The 23,675-nt window shown below is 45.5% G+C and carries 25 protein-coding genes, 3 tRNA genes and 7 pseudogenes; 6 read left to right on the forward strand and 29 right to left on the reverse strand.

Going from position 1 to position 23,675, the window contains the following annotated elements; genetic code table 11:
* Window positions 1-495 precede the first annotated feature (495 nt).
* From V3224_RS06745 to V3224_RS06755, 3 genes are all read left to right on the forward strand, one after another.
* Window positions 496-572 (forward strand) — tRNA-Met (locus V3224_RS06745).
* Between the two features lie 5 nt (window positions 573-577).
* A tRNA-Leu gene (locus tag V3224_RS06750) sits at window positions 578-662 on the forward strand.
* A 29-nt stretch (window positions 663-691) separates the two neighbouring features.
* Window positions 692-766 (forward strand) — tRNA-Gln (locus V3224_RS06755).
* Window positions 767-832: 66 nt separating this feature from the next.
* Here the strand turns inward: V3224_RS06755 and V3224_RS06760 are convergent.
* Window positions 833-1,678, reverse strand: a complete 846-nt coding sequence (locus V3224_RS06760) for a tyrosine-type recombinase/integrase (protein ID WP_442889977.1) — start codon at window positions 1,676-1,678, stop codon at window positions 833-835.
* 82 nt (window positions 1,679-1,760) lie between these two features.
* Between V3224_RS06760 and istA the strand changes: the two genes are divergently transcribed.
* Window positions 1,761-2,801 (forward strand): IS21 family transposase, encoded by a 1,041-nt coding sequence (gene istA / locus V3224_RS06765; protein WP_334469473.1) that lies wholly within the window; start codon window positions 1,761-1,763, stop codon window positions 2,799-2,801.
* Window positions 2,788-3,549: an IS21-like element helper ATPase IstB gene (gene istB / locus V3224_RS06770; protein WP_334469475.1), complete on the forward strand. Its 762-nt coding sequence runs from the start codon at window positions 2,788-2,790 to the stop codon at window positions 3,547-3,549. The genes istA and istB overlap by 14 nt, the downstream gene beginning before the upstream one ends.
* 66 nt (window positions 3,550-3,615) lie before the next feature.
* Here the strand turns inward: istB and V3224_RS06775 are convergent.
* From V3224_RS06775 to V3224_RS06910, 28 genes and pseudogenes are all read right to left on the reverse strand, one after another.
* Window positions 3,616-3,816 (reverse strand): annotated as a pseudogene (locus V3224_RS06775) (tyrosine-type recombinase/integrase); the annotation flags it as partial.
* Complete coding sequence (locus V3224_RS06780) at window positions 3,817-4,023, reverse strand: DUF4224 domain-containing protein (protein ID WP_334469477.1); 207 nt, start codon at window positions 4,021-4,023, stop codon at window positions 3,817-3,819. It lies immediately after the preceding pseudogene.
* A gap of 612 nt (window positions 4,024-4,635) precedes the next feature.
* Window positions 4,636-5,256, reverse strand: coding sequence for a tail fiber assembly protein (locus tag V3224_RS06785; RefSeq protein ID WP_334469478.1), 621 nt, complete (start codon window positions 5,254-5,256; stop codon window positions 4,636-4,638).
* Complete coding sequence (locus V3224_RS06790; RefSeq protein ID WP_334469480.1) at window positions 5,256-6,344, reverse strand: phage tail protein; 1,089 nt, start codon at window positions 6,342-6,344, stop codon at window positions 5,256-5,258. The genes V3224_RS06785 and V3224_RS06790 overlap by 1 nt, the downstream gene beginning before the upstream one ends.
* On the reverse strand, window positions 6,331-6,921 hold the full coding sequence (locus V3224_RS06795) for a YmfQ family protein (RefSeq protein WP_334469481.1): 591 nt from the start codon (window positions 6,919-6,921) through the stop codon (window positions 6,331-6,333). Before V3224_RS06795 ends, V3224_RS06790 begins: the two co-directional genes overlap by 14 nt.
* A gap of 5 nt (window positions 6,922-6,926) precedes the next feature.
* Window positions 6,927-7,997, reverse strand: coding sequence for a baseplate J/gp47 family protein (locus V3224_RS06800; protein ID WP_334469482.1), 1,071 nt, complete (start codon window positions 7,995-7,997; stop codon window positions 6,927-6,929).
* Window positions 7,987-8,382, reverse strand: a complete 396-nt coding sequence (locus tag V3224_RS06805; RefSeq protein ID WP_334469483.1) for a phage GP46 family protein — start codon at window positions 8,380-8,382, stop codon at window positions 7,987-7,989. Before V3224_RS06805 ends, V3224_RS06800 begins: the two co-directional genes overlap by 11 nt.
* 1 nt (window position 8,383) lies before the next feature.
* The gene (locus V3224_RS06810; protein WP_334470332.1) at window positions 8,384-8,947 is read right to left on the reverse strand and encodes a phage baseplate assembly protein V; all 564 of its coding nucleotides are present in this window, start codon (window positions 8,945-8,947) and stop codon (window positions 8,384-8,386) included.
* Window positions 8,948-8,981: 34 nt separating this feature from the next.
* Window positions 8,982-10,051: pseudogene (locus V3224_RS06815) on the reverse strand (phage baseplate assembly protein).
* Window positions 10,048-11,370 (reverse strand): annotated as a pseudogene (locus V3224_RS06820) (DNA circularization protein). Before V3224_RS06820 ends, V3224_RS06815 begins: the two co-directional pseudogenes overlap by 4 nt.
* A 52-nt stretch (window positions 11,371-11,422) precedes the next feature.
* Window positions 11,423-11,617 carry a hypothetical protein gene (locus tag V3224_RS06825; RefSeq protein WP_334469484.1) on the reverse strand — a complete coding sequence of 65 codons (195 nt, stop codon included), beginning with the start codon at window positions 11,615-11,617 and terminating at the stop codon, window positions 11,423-11,425.
* A protein-coding gene (locus tag V3224_RS06830; RefSeq protein ID WP_334468159.1) for an IS5 family transposase occupies window positions 11,617-12,377 on the reverse strand; the annotation gives its coding sequence in 2 pieces (ribosomal slippage) (window positions 11,617-12,039 and window positions 12,042-12,377; 759 coding nt in all). The genes V3224_RS06825 and V3224_RS06830 overlap by 1 nt, the downstream gene beginning before the upstream one ends.
* Window positions 12,378-12,528: 151 nt before the next feature.
* On the reverse strand, window positions 12,529-12,801 hold the full coding sequence (locus V3224_RS06835; protein ID WP_334469485.1) for a hypothetical protein: 273 nt from the start codon (window positions 12,799-12,801) through the stop codon (window positions 12,529-12,531).
* A gap of 22 nt (window positions 12,802-12,823) precedes the next feature.
* Window positions 12,824-14,707 (reverse strand): phage tail tape measure protein, encoded by a 1,884-nt coding sequence (locus V3224_RS06840; RefSeq protein WP_334469487.1) that lies wholly within the window; start codon window positions 14,705-14,707, stop codon window positions 12,824-12,826.
* An 84-nt stretch (window positions 14,708-14,791) separates the two neighbouring features.
* A complete protein-coding gene (locus V3224_RS06845; RefSeq protein ID WP_334469490.1) occupies window positions 14,792-15,115 on the reverse strand; it encodes a phage tail assembly protein in 324 nt (107 codons plus the stop codon).
* Complete coding sequence (locus V3224_RS06850) at window positions 15,112-15,477, reverse strand: phage tail tube protein (protein WP_334469492.1); 366 nt, start codon at window positions 15,475-15,477, stop codon at window positions 15,112-15,114. The genes V3224_RS06845 and V3224_RS06850 overlap by 4 nt, the downstream gene beginning before the upstream one ends.
* Window positions 15,477-16,976, reverse strand: coding sequence for a phage tail sheath subtilisin-like domain-containing protein (locus tag V3224_RS06855; RefSeq protein ID WP_334469493.1), 1,500 nt, complete (start codon window positions 16,974-16,976; stop codon window positions 15,477-15,479). Before V3224_RS06855 ends, V3224_RS06850 begins: the two co-directional genes overlap by 1 nt.
* A gap of 80 nt (window positions 16,977-17,056) precedes the next feature.
* Window positions 17,057-17,245 carry a DUF2635 domain-containing protein gene (locus tag V3224_RS06860; protein WP_334469494.1) on the reverse strand — a complete coding sequence of 63 codons (189 nt, stop codon included), beginning with the start codon at window positions 17,243-17,245 and terminating at the stop codon, window positions 17,057-17,059.
* On the reverse strand, window positions 17,242-17,781 hold the full coding sequence (locus V3224_RS06865) for a phage tail terminator protein (protein WP_334469496.1): 540 nt from the start codon (window positions 17,779-17,781) through the stop codon (window positions 17,242-17,244). Before V3224_RS06865 ends, V3224_RS06860 begins: the two co-directional genes overlap by 4 nt.
* A gap of 16 nt (window positions 17,782-17,797) precedes the next feature.
* Window positions 17,798-18,303: pseudogene (locus V3224_RS06870) on the reverse strand (hypothetical protein).
* A pseudogene (locus V3224_RS06875) lies at window positions 18,290-18,613 on the reverse strand (phage head closure protein); the annotation flags it as partial. The pseudogenes V3224_RS06870 and V3224_RS06875, both read right to left, overlap by 14 nt.
* A 50-nt stretch (window positions 18,614-18,663) precedes the next feature.
* Window positions 18,664-18,981, reverse strand: coding sequence for a head-tail connector protein (locus tag V3224_RS06880; RefSeq protein ID WP_334469498.1), 318 nt, complete (start codon window positions 18,979-18,981; stop codon window positions 18,664-18,666).
* A 64-nt stretch (window positions 18,982-19,045) separates the two neighbouring features.
* Complete coding sequence (locus V3224_RS06885; protein ID WP_334469500.1) at window positions 19,046-20,317, reverse strand: phage major capsid protein; 1,272 nt, start codon at window positions 20,315-20,317, stop codon at window positions 19,046-19,048.
* 21 nt (window positions 20,318-20,338) lie between these two features.
* Window positions 20,339-20,473, reverse strand: coding sequence for a hypothetical protein (locus V3224_RS06890; protein WP_334469502.1), 135 nt, complete (start codon window positions 20,471-20,473; stop codon window positions 20,339-20,341).
* A gap of 146 nt (window positions 20,474-20,619) precedes the next feature.
* Window positions 20,620-20,850 carry a transposase gene (locus tag V3224_RS06895; protein WP_334470334.1) on the reverse strand — a complete coding sequence of 77 codons (231 nt, stop codon included), beginning with the start codon at window positions 20,848-20,850 and terminating at the stop codon, window positions 20,620-20,622.
* A 170-nt stretch (window positions 20,851-21,020) separates the two neighbouring features.
* A pseudogene (locus V3224_RS06900) lies at window positions 21,021-21,451 on the reverse strand (transposase); the annotation flags it as partial.
* A gap of 83 nt (window positions 21,452-21,534) precedes the next feature.
* Window positions 21,535-22,284: a head maturation protease, ClpP-related gene (locus tag V3224_RS06905; protein WP_334469506.1), complete on the reverse strand. Its 750-nt coding sequence runs from the start codon at window positions 22,282-22,284 to the stop codon at window positions 21,535-21,537.
* Window positions 22,285-22,305: 21 nt separating this feature from the next.
* Window positions 22,306-22,895: pseudogene (locus tag V3224_RS06910) on the reverse strand (recombinase family protein).
* 128 nt (window positions 22,896-23,023) lie between these two features.
* Between V3224_RS06910 and V3224_RS06915 the strand changes: the two are divergent.
* A complete protein-coding gene (locus V3224_RS06915) occupies window positions 23,024-23,635 on the forward strand; it encodes a glycine-rich domain-containing protein (RefSeq protein WP_334469508.1) in 612 nt (203 codons plus the stop codon).
* Window positions 23,636-23,675: the final 40 nt, after the last annotated feature.

Genomic DNA, 23,675 nt, shown 5'->3' on the forward strand with positions numbered 1-23,675 from the left:
TAATACATTTATCTATGCTTTTACTAGCGCGAATATAAAGAATTTATGGTGCCACTCACATTTATCTTTTATTTTAATAGACAACAGCAATTATTAATCGCTGCAAACTAGCTGCATAGATATACAATATTACGCGCTAATTTGTTTACTTTTGCCCACTGACAAGTTGCTCAATGGCCATCAACATTTTATCGCAAGATACCAATAAGATGCTTTTGGTTGTTAATGGAAATTATCACTACCATTGAAATAAAAAGCATCTCTTCACTTCATGAGCAAAAATATCTTAACTTAATTAGCTTTTATATTTAACATATCAAGCTATTATTATTTGGCGACCACGTCGTTATTTTTTGTCGATTTTATCGACAAAATGATTACAACCCAAACAAACAGATACTTTTCTGTAGAAATCGTAAAAAAATCAGTTGACGACTCGGGTCGATATACGCATAATGCGCCCCGCAACAGCCGATAAAGGTTATGCAAAAAGATGGCTACGTAGCTCAGCTGGTTAGAGCACAGCACTCATAATGCTGGGGTCACAGGTTCGATTCCCGTCGTAGCCACCATATTTGCGGGAGTGGCGAAATTGGTAGACGCACCAGATTTAGGTTCTGGCGCCGCAAGGTGTGCGAGTTCAAGTCTCGCCTCCCGCACCATTCTTTATAAAAATTATTTATATTCTCGTTGGGGTATCGCCAAGCGGTAAGGCACCAGGTTTTGATCCTGGCATTCCCAGGTTCGAATCCTGGTACCCCAGCCATATAAATCAAGAGGTTACAGTGAGTTTTACTGAGTGAAATCCGTACTTGGAATTGACTTGGAATATCTAGTTGGAATATTCTCCTTCTTCAGGTGGGGGTGGAACGTCAAGAGTTGGTGATATTTTAACCTTTCTATCATATACCAAAATCTGACTTTCGGACTTATGTCCGCCGAATAATTGCTTATCTTTTGTACTACCTTTATAATCTGAAATTCCCTTAGCTTTCAAATCATGAAACGTACAGTCAAGCTCGTAACCAAGTTGAGAGGATGCTTTTAAACGTGCATCCACCCAACGATTAGTAAAACCACTTTTAGTATAATGTCCTTTATGTTTTCCCATGACCACAGCAGCATTAGATTGTGCTGGGGTAGAAAAAACCTTAGCCCTCTCTATCGCTGCCCTTAACCTAGGTGTCCACGCTTTGATTTGCTTAATACCTGTTTTACCTTGCTGAATAAAAATTCCCTGCTCGGTTATTTGTTGCCATTTCATGCCAAGCACATCAGATAAACGAGCGGCGCAAAGATAGGCTATCTCCATCGCAACTTTGACCACATCATCAGCAGCTTGATAAATGGCAAGATATTCCTTATCTGTAATATATCGTTCTCGTTTAAGCTCCTTAAATTTGGCAACTCCAGAGCAGGGGTTAGCTTTAACATAGCCTCTTTCATAACCCCATCGGTAAACGCGAGACATACTTGCCATTTCATGGTTCGCTTGCGTTTTACTCTGTAATCCACGCTTGTCCATAAACTCCCGAACATGTTGAGGTTTAATACTATCGGCCTTCATCTTTCCGAATACTGCAAATAATTTCTTCTGGTGCTGCATGTAATCTTGCTGGGTGCGCGGTTTTAACTCAATGAAGTATACGCTATCAATAAACTTCTCCCATAGTGTCACCGATCATGCAAAACTGATCCACTAACGATCATCTAAAACTGATCCACTTGGTATTATTCGCACATTTTTGTACGGATAATTTATGTTAACCAAGGAGATATTTGTGGATATTCATGTTCGCTTTGCACAAGGACAAAGCCTTCGAAAAATTGCCCGTGAATTGGGCATTTCCCGTAACACCGTAAAACATCATTTACAACAGCAGGGAATGCCAACTTATGCTAAAAGAAGTCAACAACCGAGTAAACTAGCACCCTTTAAACCTTATTTGCTTCAGCGAATTGAATTGGCTAAACCTGATTGGATCCCTGCAACAGTCTTATTTGATGAGGTAGTTGAAAGAGGTTATCAAGGCGGTATTGCTCAATTACGCCGATTTGTTTGTCAATTTAAACCAAGCATCGTTCCCGAAGCTGTCGTCCGTTTTGAAACACAGCCAGGTCAACAAATGCAAATCGACTTCACCACCATCCGGCGAGGAAAACAACCCCTAAAAGCGTTTGTTGCAACGCTCGGCTACTCGCGTGCGAGTTATGTAAAATTCTTTGATAATGAGCGAGCAGAATCCTGGCAACAAGGTTTAAAAGATGCTTTCGACTATTTTGGTGGTGTACCACAGGAAGTATGGTGTGATAACGCAAAAGCTCTCATCATCGAACGGGATGCTTATGCAGAAGGTGAACATAAATTAAATGTCGAAATGCTTCAGATGTCGAAAGATTACGGATTTAAATTGAGTGCTTGTAAGCCCTACAGGGCAAAAACAAAAGGTAAAGTAGAGCGCTTTAACCACTACTTAAAAAACAGCTTTATCGTACCATTAAATACCGACCTTCGTGCTCATAATCTTGAACTGGACATGGAGATAGCCAATGCAAAAGTGGGGCCCTGGTTACAACGAGTCGCTCATCAGCGGATTCATGGAACAACGTTAGAGAAGCCAGCAGATAGACTAGCTAAGGAAGTTAAGCATCTTCTACCCTTACCAGCAAGGGTTTGCCAATCTATCCTGCAGACTGATACGCTTAATATCCGTATCGTACCGCCCCTTGAATCTGTCAGTTTGCAACACTCAATCAGCGTATACGAAGCATTGCTGGGAGGTGAACATGTTATTGCATGAACAAATTGAACACCTGTGTGAGTCATTGAAATTAAATTCTATTCCGACTCATTGGTCATCACTTGCCGAACAATGCATTGCCCAAGACAAAAGCTACGGAGAGTTTTTACTGTGCCTATTAAAATGTGAGCAACAACAACGAGATGAACGAACCCGTAATCTTTTGAGTCGGATGGCAGGATTCCCAGCACATAAAGAACTTAATACGTTCGATTTTAAGTTTGCAACGGGGATCCCCAAACAACACATACAGGAATTAAGCGCATTAACGTTTATTGAACGTAATGAAAATGTCGTGTTGCTTGGCCCAAGCGGTGTAGGCAAAACGCATTTAGCTATTGGGTTAGGATTAAAAGCAGTACAGGCCAAGAAGAAAACCCGCTTTACCACGGCAGCTGAACTGATGTTGCAACTCTCAACTGCCAAACGACAAAATAAGCTCAAACAATATTTATCACGTTCGGTGATGGCCCCGAAATTGTTGATTATCGATGAGATTGGATACCTGCCGTTTGGGCGAGAAGAAGCAAACCTGTTTTTCAATGTGATTGCCAAGCGTTATGAGCATGGCAGTGTCATATTGACGAGTAACTTATCATTTGGGCAATGGCCAAATGCTTTTGCTGATGACGCAACATTAACTGCCGCTATGCTTGATCGTTTACTTCATCATTCGCATGTACTGCAATTAAGCGGTGAAAGCTATCGATTGAAAGATAAGCGGCGCTCAGGAGCAATGACTGAGTAAAAGTGGATCAATTTTGATTGATCGGATTTAGCTAAAAAGTGGATCAGTTTTCGGTGATCGTTGACACCATAGTTGACTAAAGGTGATGGGTTTACGCGCTGAATTAACAACTTCCTCGTATTTTTTCCAGACTGCGGCAATACCGTCTTTGATTGGTATCAACGTTATCGATTCGCTTGATGTCGGTTTCCAGACATAACTGTAGCCGTTAGAATAAACTCGATTGGGCAGTTTATTGTGCTCAGGATTAAGTCGTTTTCTCCCCATTCAAATAGCTCCAAAATTAGGTTTATCTTCTGCAATAGTGCTGTTATTTTCAGTGTTCAAAAAATACGAGCGTACTATGATTGGATTGCCTTCTTTATCTTCCCAGAAGGGAATATTGCGTTTAGCCAACCATTTTTTCTGATACGCGCTGTACTTATATTTGGTCAATTTAATAATCTCTTCTTTTTCAAGAAATAATTTACTCATACTTTCTTCTCCTGAAAATAGTTACCTGCGATGTTTTTTCTACTTCATCGCCTCTAATAAAATGTCTTATACTTTGCGTTTTAAGTTGAGTCGACTCCACTCGGATAAGGTGATCGATACCATAATGACCTCTGCTAAAATCAAGCCACTGTGCCGTATGTCATGACGGCGAGCAGGCGGTGAATTGTAGGAAGGGTGGGTTGTTGTGATACAATGAAGGAGTGTTGGTCTGTCGCTACCAATCTATTTAATTTGCTATTCTTATATCTCTGAATTAATGGGATATTATATTGATCTGCCTAATACGGGGAAAAAAGAAATTGATAAGGATTATTGCCTAAAAATCGCTTTATCAACGTAGTAAAACTAGGTTTTTTTGAAGCTATCGTTTGATCGAACGTTTAGACATTCCTAGCGATGTAAAAAGAAATCTCTACTTTGATCTCCAATGTAATCATCAGCAATATCTTAAAACGGCCATTTTTACTCTTGATGGATTAATTTTATATTCGCAAGTGGATCATTTTTGTACTGGTAGCGATAACAACAAACTAAGGTTAACAACTTCCCTCAACGCTGCTAATATCATGCCCCTGTGATCGGGCTATTTGGTTATTCTGTTTTTTTAGGCCAGTCGTTCTCGGGTGCGGTGGCGGTGTCAATATCATTGAGTTTTACGCTGTACATTTCCCAAGCGCGTAAAGCGGTTTTTTCACTATTGGTGGCCATGCCTAAGCGTACTTTACGCTCAAGCAAAGTGATTTTTGATTCCGCTTCGTCGATTAACTGGTGTTTTGTTTGATTTGCGGTGTTGATTTGGTCTGCTTTCATCACCTGATTATCCGTTACCCATTTTTTGCCATCCCATTTATCGAATCTCGTCGCCGGTGCTAACAAGGTAAAGCCGGTTTTTATCTCGCCGAGATAATCAACGGTGCAGGAAGCCTGACTGTCGGTATTAAAGACCGTCTTGCCGCGGTGGTCTGGCACGTATCGCCACTGTTTGCCGTCATCACTGCGAACAATGGCAATGTCGTCATTATCGGGTATCTCTGGTGCATCAATATAGGAATATTGACCGACACTCACCCCTTTATAGAGCAATTCCATTGTCGCGCCGAAATATTCATACGGCGGTTCATTCCTGGACATATAAGTTTTTATCCAGCCTCTGTTTTTCGCAAAACCGTTTTCATCGATTTCTGCTTTGGGTATTTCTGTACTGTATTTCATTATGCTGCCCTTACGATGTATAAAAATGCGACATTTCGTGGTCTGTTTTCATTTGCAGTGGGTACGACACGAGATGCATTAAAAGAAGCGACGGAACCCCAATCATCATTTTCGCCGCCAGCGACTCTAGCATTGTGATTACTGTCTATGAAAAAGACACCATCAGCCCATACAGGTGGTGCACCCCATCCTTGTCGCGCATAGCCAATACGTCCTGTGATATTACGAATAGCGTCCCCCTGATGAGTTAATATTTTTCTACCCGGGTCGACTTTTCCTTCTAAATCCAGACCACGAATAAATTCACCGTACAAATTCGGTAATTTTCCAGAAGGGTAAGCGAGGGCTAATTCGGGATAGTCGGCTTTAGTAAACGTTTGACCATTACAAATCAAATAGCCTGCTGGTGCCGTTTCGTGTGGCCAAGGAATGGGCGCACCGACCGGATAATTGTTAATCGCGTCCACATCAGCAGTTAAAGCCAGCGTGCCAGTTTTATTGGACGGAATAGTGACAACGGCTTTATTGTTATCTTTAGCATCTCTGTATACAAAATAGGCATCGCCAAGGGTATTTTCGAGCAACAACTTGTTCCCATCACCTTTGATAAGGGACAAGCTGGCATAATTGCCGTTACTCCTTATGTCTATTTGACCTGCGGTAAATCTTTCCCAAGAATTTTTCTTGGCATAATTGTCGTCACAGGCTTTTTGGCTTATCACTTTATCAGTGGCATTGCCTGTCGTTTGCAAGACACTTGCTTTATCGAGTTTTTTATTGACTTCCTCAGTCACGGTTTTCTGACTCACAACATCCGTGGTTGAATTACCCAGGATCTGCTTTATTTTCCCACCAAAAGCCGTTCCGGCTAATTTTATAATCGCCTGATAAAGCTGGTCATGCTGACTTTTATTCAGTCGGATACCTGAACGCTCAACCACAGTACAAACTTCTTCCTCTAGCGCATCACAAATATCACTATTCAATTTTGTTGACGGCGTGCCCGTAGTCGGATCACCGTTGGTGAACCCGTTTTTCCCCTGACCGAATTTATCTTTTTGTGCTGTGGGGGTATCAATCCGATGCATCATTTTCTCCTTTTATGTAGGCAAACAGGACTTGGGTATGTGAAGGACATTGGCGTTTAATAACGCATTCCACGGCGCTATCTCCCCATGTCCGAATTGATTCATTGCAAGCACTGGTACAGCTAATCCAGCGTACATTCGCTTCAGCAGGAATATTGACTCGCCAGTAGTAGCGCCACTTGTCACCCCAAGCCGGATCGGGTGTACTATCAAGATGTTGAAATTGTTCTATTGTTGCTGTTGGATAGCCCAATATTTCCAACTGCTTTTTGAAAAAAGCCTCATTAATACCGCCCACGGTATTCACCTTGGCATCAAGCACCCGTTGCCTTTCTTCTAGCGTTTGCGTTCTATTAGCGAGGCATTTATCCGGCAGCCCGCATAATTTTTCGTAACGGTTAATTAATTCAACCGATTGGGCTGGGTTAATTTCAATCATCAGGCTATCAGCATGTTGATGTGCTTGTGCCAGTGAAGGGGCTAGCCCTTTAATGAGCGGATCTTCTTCATCCCATGCGGGACCGGGCGGTAATAACGTTCGCAACAATTGCGTATATTCGTCGTCCAGATTTGTCATGATGCTCACTCCTTATATTTTGCCCACGTTACCTCGCCCAGTAACGGCACTTCCGTATTGTCTAATTCAACATCTGCCGTTGGCGCAATAAGACGATGAGCGATTTCACCTGCTGCAAGACTGATAGCTTCCGCGAGACGTGACATAAAAAGCTTGCTGCCGGGTTCTCCTTCTCGCTGTAAGAAGGCTTTGATTTCTGCGATGACAGCGGCTCGAATTTCGGCGGTATCCGTCGATAAGGCAAGCGAGAGAGGGACGCTTTTTTCTGTTACCGCAAAAACCGTTAAGCCACTACCCGCAACGGGGACAAGGGGTAAGATGTGCTCTCTGACTTTGGTTAATATTTCCTGTGTGGTGGCAGGATGGTCTACATCATCACTGGCAACCATGACCCCAACTGTGCCGATACCGTTCTTGTGTCGATGTGTCCATGCTCGGCTTATTCCCAGGACTTCTTTCGCCCAACGAACATAATCACTATCCGCACCGCCTTGTGGCGTATCGTACCAGCGCGCCATGATGCGTTGTCGCCAGCTATCCAGGTCTTCAATATCGGTTCCCGTCCTGATGCTATCGGCATAGCCGGTAGACGACAGTCCCGTTATCGGGGTTGCCAGACGTAGTGCTATACCGTCTTCGCAATTGCCAGCCTGACCGCTGCTTTTTGCAACGACGGGTACGCGAAGTACACCCTTTGCTGATGTTGTTGGGGCCGTTGTGGTGTATATTTGACCATCATCACGGTGTATTTCAGTGTCAGCGGGCAGCGATAGGGCATTTTGTACACCCTCCCACCGAACAAAACCGCTCGCTTTGGTTGCTCCTTTTCGGGGACAACGCTTGATATTTCCATGTCGGGTCAACCAGTCTTCATCGGCTAAATCCGGCAAGATATTACGCGCTAAATAATCGATATAGCCGTATAGGGTATGAATAGCGGCGGCCTGTAATCTTGCGTACACTTCGGCATCGAGGCGGCGTAATACGCTATCTTCATTAAATCGGGTGAGCAAATCACCGCGAATGGTGTCTATCAGTTGTGGCAGGGTCGGGCGCGAAAAACCGCTATTTTGCATGGATCACACTCCATAAATTGTTGATGGTCATCGTTTTTATGTTATGGTCAGGTAACGTCAGGATGACAGTTGCCATTAATTTATCGATGCCTGAGCGTACTACCTCAATATCAACCCGAAGCGTGATACCGTCGTCTGTCATCCAGGTGAGCGCCTGAGCGATATATTCTTTCGCCTTTTGCGCCGTCTGGTTAGTTAAAGTGCTGCGTTTTAACAAGTGCAATCGAGAACCAATCCGGTCGTTTTGTACGGTCGGCCAGGTATCACCCCACCATCCGAACGGCGTATCGGTGTCATCATCCGGTTCGGCCCGTCGCCAGGTGAATAGCGAGATAATCACGGCACGGCTTAATCGGTCATCATATTGAATGGGAACGCCTGTCATGTTATTTCATACCTTGAGTGGTTGTGCCAGTCATACCGCCGCTATCGCCTGAATGAGCATGGCTGTTGTACTGTTTCCTCATCGTGCTTAATGAACCCACTTTATCTTGCACCTCGGCAGCAGACGTGATCGATTTCTCCGCCTTGATTTCACCGGGTGTTTCAATTAATGCGGTATTAAGTACCACCTTGTTTTTGGCATTCAGGATGAACGTCTCTGTCGTCGCTTCTATCAATCGTCCACGCTTGAGCATGATGCTGTCGCCTTCGTCCGTGTAGATCGCTACTTCACCGCTTTTTAGCCCTTTTATCCGGTAGCGCCGATCAGCAACGCTAATCACGATGCCGTGAGAACGGTCGCCAGCGAGAAATAGAGCAACCCCTTCTGCACCTGCATGTGCAGTCGAGGTAAAACCGTAAGGTTCCAGGTACTCCATACCTGTTTTCGTTTCGCCCGCCATCATGGATATATCAACCTGTTGGCAAGCGGTCGTGTTATTCAGACGTTGTATTACCGCTCGTGACCATAGGCGTGCAAGGTTTCGCTGTAATGCAGAAAAAAATATTTTGCATTGCTTCTCTCATTAATAGTTAAAATTTCTACAGGTCGCCGATATCTTCTGTCTCTTTTTCCTTTAACGCTTCAAGCGGCGGAATATAGGCGGCTTCGGGTGCAACACGGAGTTCACAGCATGTTCCGCCTTCATTCTGCGTATACACCACCTCACTAATCACGAGTTCGCGGTTGTTAAAACCCAGTACCGGATCAAAGACAATCACGCGTTGGTTAGGTTTCCACAAACTGCCGTTACCTTGCCGCCAGCCCTGGACGGTATAAGTCGTTTCTTCGGTTCTGGCTGCTCGCTGCCTGGCTTCAAATTCGCTACGTGCTTTACAACTGGCTCCGGTTGCATTGCCGGATTGCTGGATATGTTGCGGACGATAGCGCGTTATCTGGCTATCCCCTGGCTCTGGCGCGGAGTGCTGTCAGCGTGGCTTCCCCCGAAATCGTCATCATCACCCGATCGTTGACCTGCTACTTGATATTCAGAAAAGCGTTCACGGATACTTTGCTCGGTATCACAGGTAAGAATATTCTCGCCCCAAACGAGCGCTGTCTTAGCCCTGTCATTGCCAACGGTGCCAATCAGCAGGTTTCCTTCCTCATCGTCCCACGCAAGTGCCTGTTGGCTTCCTAGCGCCTTGTTTAATACCTCGTGTACTGTTTCGCTGTAATCGGCCTGAAAAGCCTGTAGTGGCGTTTTTGGGGCCTTTTGGCTAATGACCTTAATGCCAAACGGTTTTGCCAGTGCTGACGCGATTTGATGCAGGGTTTTGCCCGTAAAAAGCGTCGTATTCGCCGCACAGTCGATTAAATCCGCTGTCTTACTACGACCACTGATACCAACCTGGATACTTTTAGCGTCATAACGTATCGGGGTGGCTTCAATCCAGCCGGTGAGGACTTTATCCTGACCAATGAGCACTTCGACAAGTTCACCTTTTTTAATTCTGGGCTGTAACGGCACACTTCCCGATTCACCTGGCCATTGTCGGGTAATTTCTACGTTGAAATCGCGTGACAGCCGTTCTATCCCTGCTGAAATCTGTACCCGCGTCCAGCCCCCCCATTCGCGCCCGTTGACGCGCAATATCACGTGATTACTCATCTTGCGGGTACTCTCAAAGGTTTAACGGGCATAAAGCCAGGATGATTAACGATATTTCGGCTGGTAATATCGGTTTCCCGTGCCGCATTGTCATACCACTTGGCGGCCAGAACCAGCGCCGGTAGCACTGCCTCGGGCGTGCGTGTTACCGTTTTTTCAACTTGCACCAGTCGTGTTGCAATATCCCGGTTAGCATCGGTTTTCACCTGTTGCAAGGCAAGGAACAGCGCATCATCAAGCGTTAATGCCTGTTCGTGCTCGATAGCCTGATTCAGCGTTTCTCGCACTGTGACCAACGCATCCCACGTTACCGCCGCCAGTCCTTCAATGTGACTGCCTGCCGTATGAGAAAGCGCGTGTAATGCGGGATGGGATATATTGAGGTGTACCTGACGTTTTGCACGTTGATTAACCGGTAACATGGCGGTACGCGGCGGCGGTAATTGTGTTAATCGCCAGGCGGTTTCATGGATCGCCGTCGTGCGCAAAACAGCGGCGATAGCATTACCCTGAATGCGTTCAGACTGTACGCTTGGCCTGTCGCTTTTCCATACTCCACGCGGCGCTAAATCATTCCCTAGTGTGACACCCGATAGCGTTTTGATTTGCTGTGCCAATGTAGAAGCATCTTGCGCGGTACGCCTGCCAGCACGCCACATCCGCTGTATCGCTTCGACCAGGTTTTTACCGGATGAGCCGGACTTTAAGATCACCGAAATATCGCCATGCAATAGCCTTGACGCGGCAGTAATGCCGCTATCAATAGTGTCAAAGGCTTTGGTGACGTTGTTAATCATGCTTTTAGTCTGTGCTAACACGCCAGCCTGTGCAAAATCCGGTAAGCTTTTTAAGTCTACATGAGCAAAAGCTTCGCCAATGCGATCATTTAGTGCTGAACTGGAAGAAATTAGCGTTTGTCCCGTCGCAATACCTGCTGTTGGGAAAGAAAGCTCACCAGCCTCAACGACGTTAAAGCTGACGCGACACATCCTTCCATCGCGTCCGCTATGGCTGACTCTCACTTAACCGTCAATACAGACAGCTATTTCACCGTAGTAGGGATGTACCAGCGTTCCCGGCCCTGGCGTATCAATAGCCACAATGAGCCGATCTCGGACATCGAAGAAATCATCACCGACCAGATAGGCATTGATAGTAAATCGCCGGGTGGCGCGTCCAAGATCTTCGGTATAGGGCTTATCCCGATTCGGGTATTCGTGAACCTGTACACGCCGTCCGAACGTCCCCTCGTCGTCTTCTACCTGAAACGGTACGCCGCGAAAAGACGCTGGACGCCGGTTATCTTTCCAGCTCGTCATCTAACCCTCTATATTTAAATAAATGTGATTTTAATCAACAAATGTTATTGTATTACCAGGGCTTGTTTTTCAGTTCAACGGTGCGAAGTTTTTCCATTACATAATTGAAATAATTATCTGCATCTATTTTATTATCGAAAGGAACTCGTTTTAGACCAATCCCATCAAACAGAATTTCAAAGGGGGAATTGGGATTTGACTTGTTAGGATAATACTTTTTTACAAATCTCAGTTTAGGGCCTGTCATCAAATAAGCCAGACGACGGCAGCGGCCAGATGGATAGCGCCAAGAAAGTTGATGGCGGTTTTATCGTAACGGGTAGCAATAGCGCGATACTGCTTCAGTCGAGCAAAGAAGTTTTCGACTAAATGGCGAGCTTTGTAGAGGTGTTTGTCATACGTGCGGTGTTGTTTTCGGTTCGAGCGAGATGGGATCACTACCGCCTTGCCTTTGTCTTTCAATGGCTGGACAAGGCGCTCTTGAGCATCGTAGCCTTTATCGGCAATAATCGTTTGGCCTTGTGTATCCTCAAGCAACACATCGGCACCTTCTAGGTCGTGGGCCTGGCCCGGCGTAAGATGAAAGCCTGTAGGGTTACCGAGAGCATCGACTGTGACATGAATTTTGGTGCTTAACCCACCGCGACTACGCCCGATAGCTTGTTTGTCTGTATCCCCCCTTTTGCTCCAGCGCTATGCTGATGGGCCCGCACTATAGTCGAGTCAATCATCGCATACTCGTTGTCAGCATCCTGCGCCAGGGCGTTGAAAATGCGCTCCCATACGCCAGTCTTGCTCCAGCGTGAGTGACGTAAGTGCACAATACGAAAGTCGCCAAAACGTTCGGGCAGGTCTCTCCAAGGAATACCTGTTCGATAACGGTAGATCACCGCCTCTACGAACAACCGGTTGTTACGTGCGGTCATGCCCACATGGCCTTTCCGTCCAGGAAGGAATGTCTCAATCCGAGCCCATTGATCATCTCGAAGTGCATAGCGACGCGTCATCTCTTTCTCTTTGGCCGAAGTGGATAATCATATATGGGGCATATCATACACGTTTATCCCGACATTTGATGACAGGCCCTAGATAGGTTAATAATAATGTCTTCGTTTTTGTCATCTTCACGATATTTTATTCTTGCAAATTTCATCGCTTTTACCCCTTGCGGTTTTCTTTTGGTGATAAATCAATTACCTCTAATTTACTGGCTATATACTCGAAATAATCATCACGTTCTTTTATTGTTTTAAAATACTTAACTTCAGGGTAAATATTTATATTTGGGCCATTTGGTATATTGGATGGAATATATTGTTTGCCTCCTTTTTTTATTTCTTCTATAGCCTCAAAATTAATCCCTATCGTTTTCGTTGGTTCGTAGGCGTCGCCATTGTCGTAATTATCAACGTCTATTGTTAAAAAACTCATATTACTTCTCCTTTGTTTTTACTTACTGCTTGGAAAATCGGTTATAGCCGACATCGAAACTCACCCAGGGTAGGGCATCACCAACGGGGGCGACACGCATACCTGGCGGAGTGTTTTCAAAGATAAATCTGACCTCACCGTCTCGGGGCTCAGTTTTGCTAAATGAATCCAGGGTGTTTTTGGGGGCTTCCGTAAATTGCCAGTTACCCTTGTCATCTTTAAGTAAATGACTGTTGCCAATCATTGAACGACCAAACTCGCTCCAATCCCGCGCTGTCCGGATATTTTGAAACCATTCATTACCGCCAAACACCGCATTAAGACCCTTGTCGACAAGCGGTTCGACGCCCATTGATATCCCCCCAATCAGCCCGGCTTTTCCCAGTACGCCCTTGATGCCAGAGGGACTGTTTTTAGCCAATGTTTTCATCTCACGGGTGACATTGCGAATCGATTTCACCATATCGACAGCCCATTTTGTCGTCACAAAAACGAGAATGCCGGCAAGCACGGTTTCCCAACCGCCGATTGCCTGAATAACGTCATCAATATCTTGCCACACCGCTTTAATAATCGGGCCGATCGTTTCCCAGTTGTCGACAATAAGTCCACCGCCTATGACCATTAACGTGACCAGTTTACCTAGCCTCGACATTTTCATCACGCTGTTAAAAATCCTGAAAGCACGGGTGACAACACCGACTGCTGTCGCGGTGCCCAACAGATAAAGACCCCATCTGGCGAAGGATTTAATCAGTTCTGGATTGGCTTTTACCCAGGTGCGAAATTGCTCAATCAACGGCTGAATTTTCTCTGTTGTTTCAACAATTGATGGTAGAAAAATACTACCGATACTTACGCTGGCAACATGCATCTGGTTTTTAAACAGTTGGATAGCATTTGCCGTGGTTGCCGCACGGCTAGCGTATTCCTTCTGCATTGAGCCGCCGTACTTTTGTTTGTCTGCAACTCTATCAAAATTAACTTCCAGTAATTTAAGGTTGGTGAGAAGTGGCGCAATTGATCCCAGAGATTCAGAGCCAAACAAGTCATTTAATAATGCCATCTGATCTTTTTTAGGCAATTGTTCAAGGGATTTTAAAACCATCAACATCGCGCCTTTCGCGTCTTTCTGCATCTGTGCGGCCAGTTTTTTGGGGCTGATTTTTAAGGTGTGTAGTGCGATTTTTTGCGATTTTGTCGCTGATTTCCCCTTGGTTAACGCCAGCATAAAGTTCTTAATGCCGGTTGCCGCCACATCTGACTCAACACCCATTCCGGCAATGGTTGCCCCAAGGGCCGCTATCTCACCGGAGGCGAGACCGCCCACTTCACCCAGCGGGCCAATGCGGGTCACAATTTCAGAGATTTTGGCGGCATTGGCTGGCCCGTTATTGCCAAGGTAGTTGATTTTATCGGCCAGCGAGACGACATCATTTTGCGTTAACCGGAAGGCGGTACGCCACTGTGCCATCATCTGCCCAGATTGCTCAGCTGTCTGGTCAAAGGCGATACCCATTTTTACGGCGGATTGTGCGAAGGACATTAATTCTTCTTTCGCTATCCCTGCCTGACCGCCTGCGGCCACAATCTGACCAATGCCATCTGCGACCATCGGCAATGCTGTCGATAGCTTAAGAATATCTTCCGACATCTGTTTAAACTGCGCAGGCGTATCAAAATCAACCACCTTGCGGACATCAGCCATCGTCGACTCAAAGTCTATCGCCTGCTTGATAGGGCCAGCCATTGCGGTAACAACGCCAGCCCCTAATGCAGCAGCCCCTGCCAGTCCTGCGCTAAATTCCTTCTTGAAGGACTTCATTTCACGCCGCATCCCCTTTAACGGGGCAGAGAGTTTATCGACGGCAGTGATGATTGCTTTTAACTCAAAACTATTAGCCACCCTGTCGCTCCTCGTTGATGCGAACAGCCTCCGCTTCCAGATCAAAGAACTGGCTTAGCGGATGCTGGCGTAATTCAAAGGGGTTTATGCGCCAGAACCAGGCAACGTTGTAAAATCGTCGTCTGAGAGATCCAAGTTCTGGGCACTGGTAAAAAAACTCACGATGGTCATCGAGGCGACAAATACATCATGTAACGATAACTGTTGCGCTGAAGAGCGTGGGATATTAGCCAGCTCAGGAAGATAAGCGAGTGCTGAGCGCGTATCCAGGCGTGTATCGCCTCGCTCGGAATAACTAAACGGAATACCAAATTTTTCTACCTGATCAAACGTAGGTTCCTGAATATCCAATACCGATACTTCTTTGTTCTGTACCTTAATTGGCTTACTGAGTGTAATTGATTTCATTGATAAAATCCTTCATCTCCGTGAAACTCCATTTCGACAGTGCCTTCAAGTGGGTTATAGGTAGATTCACCTGACAACCATGCGCCAGACAATACGTACACCATGCCGTTAGCTAATTCGGCGGTAATGGTCATTTCATCAGCAGAGGTTAATTTTTGGATTGGAAAACTGTGTTCTACTTTGAATTCAGCCTTAATATACGGTGCCTTGTGCGTTTCTTTGTAATGTACACTGCCATCAGCGCCGACAATGTCCTCTCGAATGACGGTATTCATCGGCACTTCCAGATTACCGTTTACTGATAATTGATTACCATCTGTCTTAAAATACACGACGCCGCCTATTCTTCTTTTGCCCGTCATCACACTACCTCACCTTGGTTATATTGCAGCCTGAATTGATTCGCCAACGCAAATACACGTAATTGATTGATATAATCCGCCGGAAAGACGACATCAATTCGATTAGCGTCATTTCCGTTACGTTCAACGATAAGATTTTTACGAAAAGCATCAAAATTCTCGACAATGCCTTCTTTTTCCAACTGACGATAAACCGCACAGAGTTCGCCTTTAATCACGGCTGGCGTCGCAATCGCTTGCCCTGACCCAAATCGAGTACCATCACTAGCCAGTTTTTGCCGCCCGTATTTGCTGGTGATGACGGATTTTAATCGCCGCAAAACATAGGCACTGGTATAGAGTGTTTCACTGTCCAGATAGCTGTTATCGGCGACGCCGTAACTGTTTTTCTGATACGTCGTTACATCGCGCTGAATGCGTAATACGCCACCTTCGACATTGGCGGTGGCGATACCGTGTGAAAGCAGTGATTGCTGCTCTGTCAAGGTGAAGCGTTTGCCCGACGGTGCGGGTAACACCCCGTTTAACTCACCTGTATGGGTGGGTCTGGCCGGATCATTACGCAAAAATATCGCGCACCGTGCCAGTCGTGCCGCAACCAGTTCATCCAGCGCAGTTTGGGTCGCTTTCTCATAGCCTGCAATGGTGAGATGCGGATCATTAAGCGTGTCGCCAAAAGCGACCAGTTCACTGACCGTCCCTTTTTTTGCGGTATAAACATGACCGTACAACTGCTGATAGGGACTCCAGCGCCCGTTCTTGTCGTTCATCGCCGCGCCCATCTTTTGCAAAGAGGCAGCATCAGAGAAAGGCAGCCCAATAAAATCAAATAATAAGTCACCCATTGCGCTGATAACGCTATCCATATCGGGTGAGCCAGCGCCGCCACTCATGGCAGTGATGGTAATATTGAGACCGTGAGGCGTAGTCTCCCCGCCTGTCGGCGAATAGTAATTCATCATCAAGGGAATATCGTTGCCGGTTAACCCTTTATGTTTTGCCGTCAAGCTGATTTTGTCAGCATCTATCGTCACGGTGACGGGTAAGTCCTCGTTATCGTTAATGGCCTTGCCAAGCGCGGCGGCAACCGTATTCGCCGTATCCGATTTCTTGACGGCAGCTAAAATACGTTGATTGCCGATATACAGCGTGACGACACCAGAATCGGTTGCTGTCCCGCTAATCGTGATGTCGCCTTTTGCTTCAGTGCCCGTTGTTTCAGGTACAGCAATGACAAACAGTTCACCGATAGTATCAATCCGGCGATATGCTCGCACCATGCGGTGTAACTGACTGCCACGACCGGCTAATTGTTGCATCATTTCTGCCGAGGGCATGATCATCGGTGAATTCAAAGTCATTTGTGCAGTGGGTAATGCATAACCAATGAGCAAGGCAGGCCCACTTGTTTGCATCGTATTGGCAGCGCTGTTATCCATTTCGGGATAGAAACCAGGCACTCGCAGATGGGCGTTCACGGTATTAAAGCTAATCGTCATTCCTGCGTCTCCTCTTTAGCTTTTTTTAACTTGGTTCTTGCGGTATCAGTCATCTCTTGCAAGATTGGGGGATTATCAGGTTAACTGACTTCTTCAATATCATCGTCCTGTTTTCTTCTGATCCAAAAAAGCGTTTTTTGAACCTGCAAACCTTCTTCGGGCAGATAGTCACCAAAATATTCTTGGGTATCGCGCATATATTGCGGAATAGGCACTTTTCGCCCGTGTTTAGGCTTAATAAAAACAATTTCTGGTTGTGTCCCCATCATGTTATCTGTATCTCCAGATGCGATTTTACGTTGCCTGACTGTTCGTTCACATTAATAGCAACGGTGTGTAAATCAGGTAAATTATTGAGGTCAGCATAGTGGCGGGTATCTTCGGTGTTGATGTCTGTTTCAGTATTAAATTTAAACAGGTAGTGATATTCGGCGCGGTTTGAATCGGCTTCCTCTGCACCGGCATAGTTAATCGCACCACAACCCGGCTCTGACTGCCAACCCAGTAATGCCCGCCAGATTTCAGACCTGACTTCATTTAATGTGTCGACAGAAGGATATTGTCCCTTTTGATTACGTGCATTGTTTAAAATCACCACGACATAAAAACTTTCGGTTAATGATTGCCAATAATCCGTTTGTGACCGTTGTTCTCCGACGACATCTTCTCCCGGAATAACGTAAGCAGCGGGTAAAGCCAGTTTGCCGCAATCGGGTAAATCCTCATATTGAGAGACACTGCCCACTCTGTTTTCAAAACGGGGGCACAAGGTTCGTAATGCCGCAATAATGGGACTAAGTTTCATGATTTTTTCCTTTTCTTCACTCTGCGCGCAGTGATTGACGCAGTGCTCTTTTGAGGGTGTAGGACGTCCAACTTTTCAGCCGCGTTAACGTGGTGACCATGTAATTTTGACGTTTTTCAATGCGCCAACCCCCGCGTTGGTGGTGACGTTTTTGTCGTTTGTGCTGTTTAGACATGCCGCGAGAAGCGCTACGTACCCCGTAATGCAGAAAAATAGGGTAGAAATCGCCTTCAATCGGTTTACTACCGACACCCCGTTTCTGATTGGGGGCGATCTTAACCATCAACCCAGGTCGCCGTGAGGAAGCGCGAGGGATGTAGTAACCAATAGATCGGGCTAATCCTCGGGTTTGCCATCGTGGAGTTTCACCGGGTCGTGAACGGCCATCTCGCTTCATCAGTTGACGACGTGCGGCTTCAGATGCATTTGACCTATTTTTACAAAAGCACGACGGATCCTGGCGCGATTAAAGACAAATTCTTTGGGTTGATGAAAATCAATATGGAGATTATCCAAAATCATTTCCTCTTTCTGGTTGACTGCTTATTTCTTCACAGGAAAAAGACAGAAAACGACCCGCACTGTGGATATCAGTAACGCCTCGTATGAGGTAGACGACACCGTTAATCAGTGCTTGATCACTTGAGTAAAGCGATTGTCTGTATCTCACAATGATTTTATGCGTTATCTTTTCTTGAGTCTGAAAAGAGTTAATGCGTAGGGTGTCACTCACGGGGATCAACTTCCCCCAAACCGTACACTCGCCTTGATTCGTTGCCTGTACCCCGCTATCACCTATAGGTTCATCATGTTGGGTATAAAACAAAACACGCTTATTTAATTCATCGGGAAAACGGGAATAGGGTTTATGATATCAATATTTCATAGTCCGCTCAGCCTATAATCATCCACCAGGAACTTAAAAACAGAAAAATGAGGCAACTGCTCAAGATCGGCTACTGCACCACGATGCTCATGTAAACTCGTCACCAATAGCAACATGCCTTGAATAATCGCCGCATTAATGACGAGACCGTCAGGATCGTTTTTTGGAACCGATTTTTGGTATAAATTACGGTTAAGATGCGAAATGGTTTTTTGCTCTACGGCGGCGATATAACTATCAAGCAGCACATCTTCACTGCTATCGTCTAACTCAATCTTGCAGTGTCGCTTGACTAGTTCTTTGTTAATAAACATGTTGGTTTAATTTCCAGTAAAAAAATGGCCTACATCGGTAGGCCATTGTGTTTAATGTTGATTACTAGCCACCACTATCTGATTGACCGCCTTTACCAGTACTCCCTGCATTTGACGGAGCGGAAGGCGAAACCTCTATCTCGGTTAAGTCACCTTTGATAAACGCTTCGGGGCGGTAAACCGCGAGCGCTAACCTTTCTTCACAACGAATTGAAATCATGTTCTTTTCAAAATCGTCGGTATTCTCGGAACTGATCACCACATTTGCTTCTTCACGGTCAAACAGTTGCGCCCCTAAATTGAAAGCCCCCACCAGGAATTTATCTTTAAACTCAGCGGCTTCTGTCACGACAACGGGTAAGCCCCACAATGTGGGTGTCGTCAGGGCTGCCGGATTGGAAAGGAGATAACGCCCCAGCGTATCCTTGATAAGTTCAATCTGTGCCCAGTTGGTAAAGTGCAACACATGGCCTGTCGCGGGGATCCGTGCCAGTTGCGCTTGTAGCATGGCAAGCCGCAGATCATCGATCGCGGTGCGATGTGCTGGTTTTAATTCCGCTTTGAATGCAGTGGCCTGAGTAAAGATCCCGTGCAGGTTTGAACCGGTACCGTCACCGAAGAGAATTTGCTGCTCTTCAACGTATTTCAGGCCATAACGTAGCTCCATATCGATAAGGGAGGCCAGTTGCGAAAAGTCATCCAGAATTTGCTTGGAGGCTTTAAACATATGGGCAATCGTGCGAACAGGTACTGTTGCTTCTTCAAATTCAATCGTGCTATAGGGCTTAGCGGTATTTTCCGCAACCGTCTTGGCATTATTGGTCAATCCTTTCTGCTTCACGTAATAAATCGTGTTGCTTTGCGTCTTTCCACTGGCGATTAAATCACGAATAAACAACCGTTGCTTCGGCTTGGTCAAGATGTCTGATTGACGGTCTGGGGCGACAATCGTTCCGGTGACATCCGATGAAATCAGGGCAGCGTTAATCGGCGCTATCACCCGTTTACTGGATTCCATGCCCGAGCCTAAAGCCTGTACTACCTCCATGCCAACCACCTGTTGACCAATAGAACTCACCACGTTCAACGCATTAGCCACAGGCATTTGGGCAAGATGTTGTTCAACTTCGCCTACCTGGGCTTTCAGGGTTTTTTCTGCTTCGCGTAAGGCGTTCAGTTCGACCGCCATTTTATCAACGGCCGCTTTGGTTTCAGCGGAAAGCTCACCCGATTTTTGCGCTTCCTTCAGGGCTTTCTCTGCCTGGGCGCTATATTTGCTGCTGGCTTCTTCGATAGAAGCCGTTACTTTCTTAAGCATTTCATTAATATCAGACATATTCACGAGTTTCGCACAAAACTAATTTGGGTACGCTAATAAAACACGGATTTGCTCAGTAATAGCACTTTTGATTACGTCCCAATTTTGTTGATAAAGGGTTATTTTTTCAGATATACGACGTTTATGTTGTTCAAACCACGCAGAAATAGCCACGAGTTTCGCACCAATAAAAAAACGCTCTATCTTTAAGTTTAATTCAGCATAATATGTAAATAGATAAAACCTTATAAATTAAATATAACTTATTGTAAATTAAGTAAATTTATGCATTTCAGTAACTTGCAGATTAATCATTACTTTTAAGCCATTTCTAGAATTTTATAGGCCTGTGCGAAACTCGTGATAGCGAGAAAAATATGATTTCTTTGCGCTCGGCTCGTGCGAGCCTGACAGCGTTCAATACCACAGTTTTGTTTAACTTCTCGATGATAAACTTCAACAGACCAACGGGCATCCATGATAGATTTGAGGTATTGACGGGTGGGATTCTCTTTGTTTGTTACTATGTCACGAGTTTCGCACAGGCGTATAAAATTCTAGAAATGGCTTAAAAGTAATGATTAATCTGCAAGTTACTAAAACACATAAATTTTATTAAATTACAATAAGTTGCTTTTGATTTATAAGATTCTGTCTATTTATATATTATGCTGAATTAAACTTAAAGATAGAGCGTTTATTTATTGGTGCGAAACTCGTGTATGTAATCAATACGGCCGTTTTTGGCTGTAAATTTGAAAACGGTTACCCAACCATATCCTCGCAAGTGTATTGACGTTCCTTCTTCTGAGATGTCTAACTTGTTCAGTTGTTTGTTATGGTTAACAATCCTATTTTTCCTCAGCGTGGTTACCCAGATCCAACCATGAGAGCGAATTGATTTCAGGTTATCCAGGCTAGAATACCAAGCATCCATCACTACGGCTTCTGGCATGATCCCTCTTTTTTTAGCAAGAGTGAGCATTTCGGAAAAGTGCGTGTTTTTTGTTTTTCCATCAGAATCTTTATCATAAATACGATAATTGATAGGAATTGATTCAACCTTCGTCATAACGCTAAACCAGAGTATCTTAAACTGCTTACTTGTAAGAATGTTTTATAGATATCTTTAATACATGGATAACCCGACAAAATATGAACACCCTGATTTTTTCTTGTTTTTAAATTTATACTTCTTTTTTGGAGATTGCGAAACTCGTGATATTGTCTCCAGTTTAATAGGGTATCGACACCAGACGACGCAAGGCATTATCCAGTTGTGTCAAGGTCTCGGAAGAAACATCAGGGGTAGCGGACAGCGTACCGTGAGAGGGCGTGACAGCGCTCGGCATATCACCCCGTAAAGCTTTAAATAATCGTCGACGTTCAGCGCGAGGTGTATTGGTTTTCGCCAACAGGGCATCCAGTTTTCTCAGTGCGGCGGTAGGCGAATCGTTATCCTGTTGTGTGCTGTCAGCGGGCAGGAAGGCATCCGCAAACCCTTTCTCCACCGCTTCGCCACCATTAATCCAGGTTTCATTATCCATCATCACGGTGATCGTCTTTTCATCCATGCCGGTTCTGGCGACGTAAACATCCCGCATGGCAAAATCAAAGGGGGTCATTTTTTCGGCAATGTCGGCAAAGTCATGGCGATTACCGACGGCCATCCCCCAGGTGTTGTGGATCATCAGGAAAGCACTGCGCCCGATTTGTATCTCATCGCCTGACATGGCAATGATTGAAGCCGCAGAAGCCGCTAATCCCAATATTTTCACGGTGACTTTGCCCGCGTATTCACGGAGTTGATTGAAGATAGTCAGCCCTTCAAACAGATCGCCACCCGGCGAATTGATATTGACGGTAATATCTTTACCTTCCAGTGAACGCAATATTGCGCCAATTCGTTTAGCGGTGATCCTGATGCGGCGTGCGATATTTGAAGCCAAAACGTGCGATAAATGGCAGGCTACTTTTGTTTCCATCAGTGCAACGAAATTACACTGTCATTTTTCATCGGAGGCACTTTGGTCTGTTTGAGTGGTACGATCAACGGGACAATATTTGTAGATGCTGGTCAATGAAACACCATACAGTAATGCAAGCTGTTTTCTGCTATGACCGTTAGCCAATAATTTTTGAGCGTCCTGTTGCTGTGCAAAAGATAGCGACTGAGGTCTGCCGCCAATACGCCCCCTACTTCTTGCTGCTGCTAAACCTGCTTTAGTCCGCTCAACAATCAGTTCTCGCTCCATTTGTGCTAACGCACTCATCACATGAAAGAAAAAACGGCCAGCGGACGTAGAGGTATCAATGCATTCGTCAAACTATGAAAATGAATACCTTTATCTTCCATTTTGGATATTAAAGTAATCAAATGTTTAATGCTGCGACCCAGTCTATCCAGCTTCCAGACGACTAAAGTGTCACCTGATTTCAGTGCATTTAGCGCGCGTTTTAATCCAGCTCTCTGGTCTGTTTTTCCGCTGATTTTATCCTCAAAAATCTGCTCACATTTTGAGCAAATTAACGATTTTCGCTGTAAATCGGTGTTTTGGTCATTTTTTGACACCCTCATATAGCCTATTTTTGCCATTTTAGCCTCTTATTCTCCCTCTGAAAGCCTTGTCATTGCTGGTTTTGGTCAAAATTTAAGCCAAATTCTAAATTGCATAAAACCTTGGTTTGTTAGAACCTCGCTTTTCTACCTTTTTTAACGGTGGTGTGTTTGCCGTTCCAGAAAGCATTACGACCGTTTATGTTTCAGGCTGTGGAGCAGGGGGCGGTGGTGGCGGTGGACTTGGCTATCTGAATGGTTATACCTCTGGCGGAGGTGGCGGAGGTGGCGGTGGTGCGGGAAAAACGGTTATACGTGAAGCTGTGAAAGTAACACCAGGTGAACAGATAACCATTACGATAGGTCGTGGTGGCAAAGGCGGTGCAGGAGGAGCGTCGAATAATTCAGGAATAAAAGGCGGAAACGGTGGCCTGACGGCGCTAGGCGATTTACTCACGTTACCCGGAGGTGATGGTGGGCCACCTGGTATAGGAGGAACAAATGGCTACGGTGGTGCCGGTTATCCCTATGGCGAGACGGCTGTTGGCGGCAACTTGAATGCCATGAGCACTTTTTATATGGTAGCGGCTAGCGGCGCATCCTGCGCTTTTGGTGGAGGTGGCCCAGGTGGCCATGTCGGGTCACAAGGAGCGCACCATGCCCGACCTGCTTACGGCTATGGTGCTGGAGGGGGTGGTGGCGGTGGAACACGCATCTCTGGGACGGCTGGCGGTAACGGTAGCGATGGTGCCAATGGTTGGTTAACGATTGAGTGGTAATGAAAAATACCGCGTGCTGCTAAACCGTGTCGATATCAGC

Origin of the sequence: Arsenophonus sp. PmNCSU2021_1, from assembly GCF_036919435.1 — a bacterium.
GTDB lineage: Bacteria > Pseudomonadota > Gammaproteobacteria > Enterobacterales > Enterobacteriaceae > Arsenophonus > Arsenophonus nilaparvatae.

What these genes read in the sequence shown, in the direction of transcription:
- V3224_RS06835 (WP_334469485.1), bottom strand. Translation starts at nt 12,801, where the DNA reads ATGAGTTTTTTAACAATAGACGTTGATAATTACGACAATGGCGACGCC.
- V3224_RS06855 (WP_334469493.1), bottom strand. Translation starts at nt 16,976, where the DNA reads ATGACGATTAGCTTTAATACCGTGAACGCCCATCTGCGAGTGCCTGGT.
- V3224_RS06860 (WP_334469494.1), bottom strand. Translation starts at nt 17,245, where the DNA reads ATGATGGGGACACAACCAGAAATTGTTTTTATTAAGCCTAAACACGGG.
- V3224_RS06885 (WP_334469500.1), bottom strand. Translation starts at nt 20,317, where the DNA reads ATGTCTGATATTAATGAAATGCTTAAGAAAGTAACGGCTTCTATCGAA.
- V3224_RS06905 (WP_334469506.1), bottom strand. Translation starts at nt 22,284, where the DNA reads ATGGAAACAAAAGTAGCCTGCCATTTATCGCACGTTTTGGCTTCAAAT.
- V3224_RS06825 (WP_334469484.1), bottom strand. Translation starts at nt 11,617, where the DNA reads ATGACAGGCCCTAAACTGAGATTTGTAAAAAAGTATTATCCTAACAAG.
- V3224_RS06865 (WP_334469496.1), bottom strand. Translation starts at nt 17,781, where the DNA reads ATGAAACTTAGTCCCATTATTGCGGCATTACGAACCTTGTGCCCCCGT.
- V3224_RS06795 (WP_334469481.1), bottom strand. Translation starts at nt 6,921, where the DNA reads ATGACAAATCTGGACGACGAATATACGCAATTGTTGCGAACGTTATTA.
- V3224_RS06800 (WP_334469482.1), bottom strand. Translation starts at nt 7,997, where the DNA reads ATGCAAAATAGCGGTTTTTCGCGCCCGACCCTGCCACAACTGATAGAC.
- V3224_RS06790 (WP_334469480.1), bottom strand. Translation starts at nt 6,344, where the DNA reads ATGCATCGGATTGATACCCCCACAGCACAAAAAGATAAATTCGGTCAG.
- istB (WP_334469475.1), top strand. Translation starts at nt 2,788, where the DNA reads ATGTTATTGCATGAACAAATTGAACACCTGTGTGAGTCATTGAAATTA.
- V3224_RS06785 (WP_334469478.1), bottom strand. Translation starts at nt 5,256, where the DNA reads ATGAAATACAGTACAGAAATACCCAAAGCAGAAATCGATGAAAACGGT.
- V3224_RS06850 (WP_334469492.1), bottom strand. Translation starts at nt 15,477, where the DNA reads ATGACGGGCAAAAGAAGAATAGGCGGCGTCGTGTATTTTAAGACAGAT.
- V3224_RS06805 (WP_334469483.1), bottom strand. Translation starts at nt 8,382, where the DNA reads ATGACAGGCGTTCCCATTCAATATGATGACCGATTAAGCCGTGCCGTG.
- V3224_RS06845 (WP_334469490.1), bottom strand. Translation starts at nt 15,115, where the DNA reads ATGAAATCAATTACACTCAGTAAGCCAATTAAGGTACAGAACAAAGAA.
- istA (WP_334469473.1), top strand. Translation starts at nt 1,761, where the DNA reads ATGTTAACCAAGGAGATATTTGTGGATATTCATGTTCGCTTTGCACAA.
- V3224_RS06880 (WP_334469498.1), bottom strand. Translation starts at nt 18,981, where the DNA reads ATGTTTATTAACAAAGAACTAGTCAAGCGACACTGCAAGATTGAGTTA.
- V3224_RS06780 (WP_334469477.1), bottom strand. Translation starts at nt 4,023, where the DNA reads ATGAGTAAATTATTTCTTGAAAAAGAAGAGATTATTAAATTGACCAAA.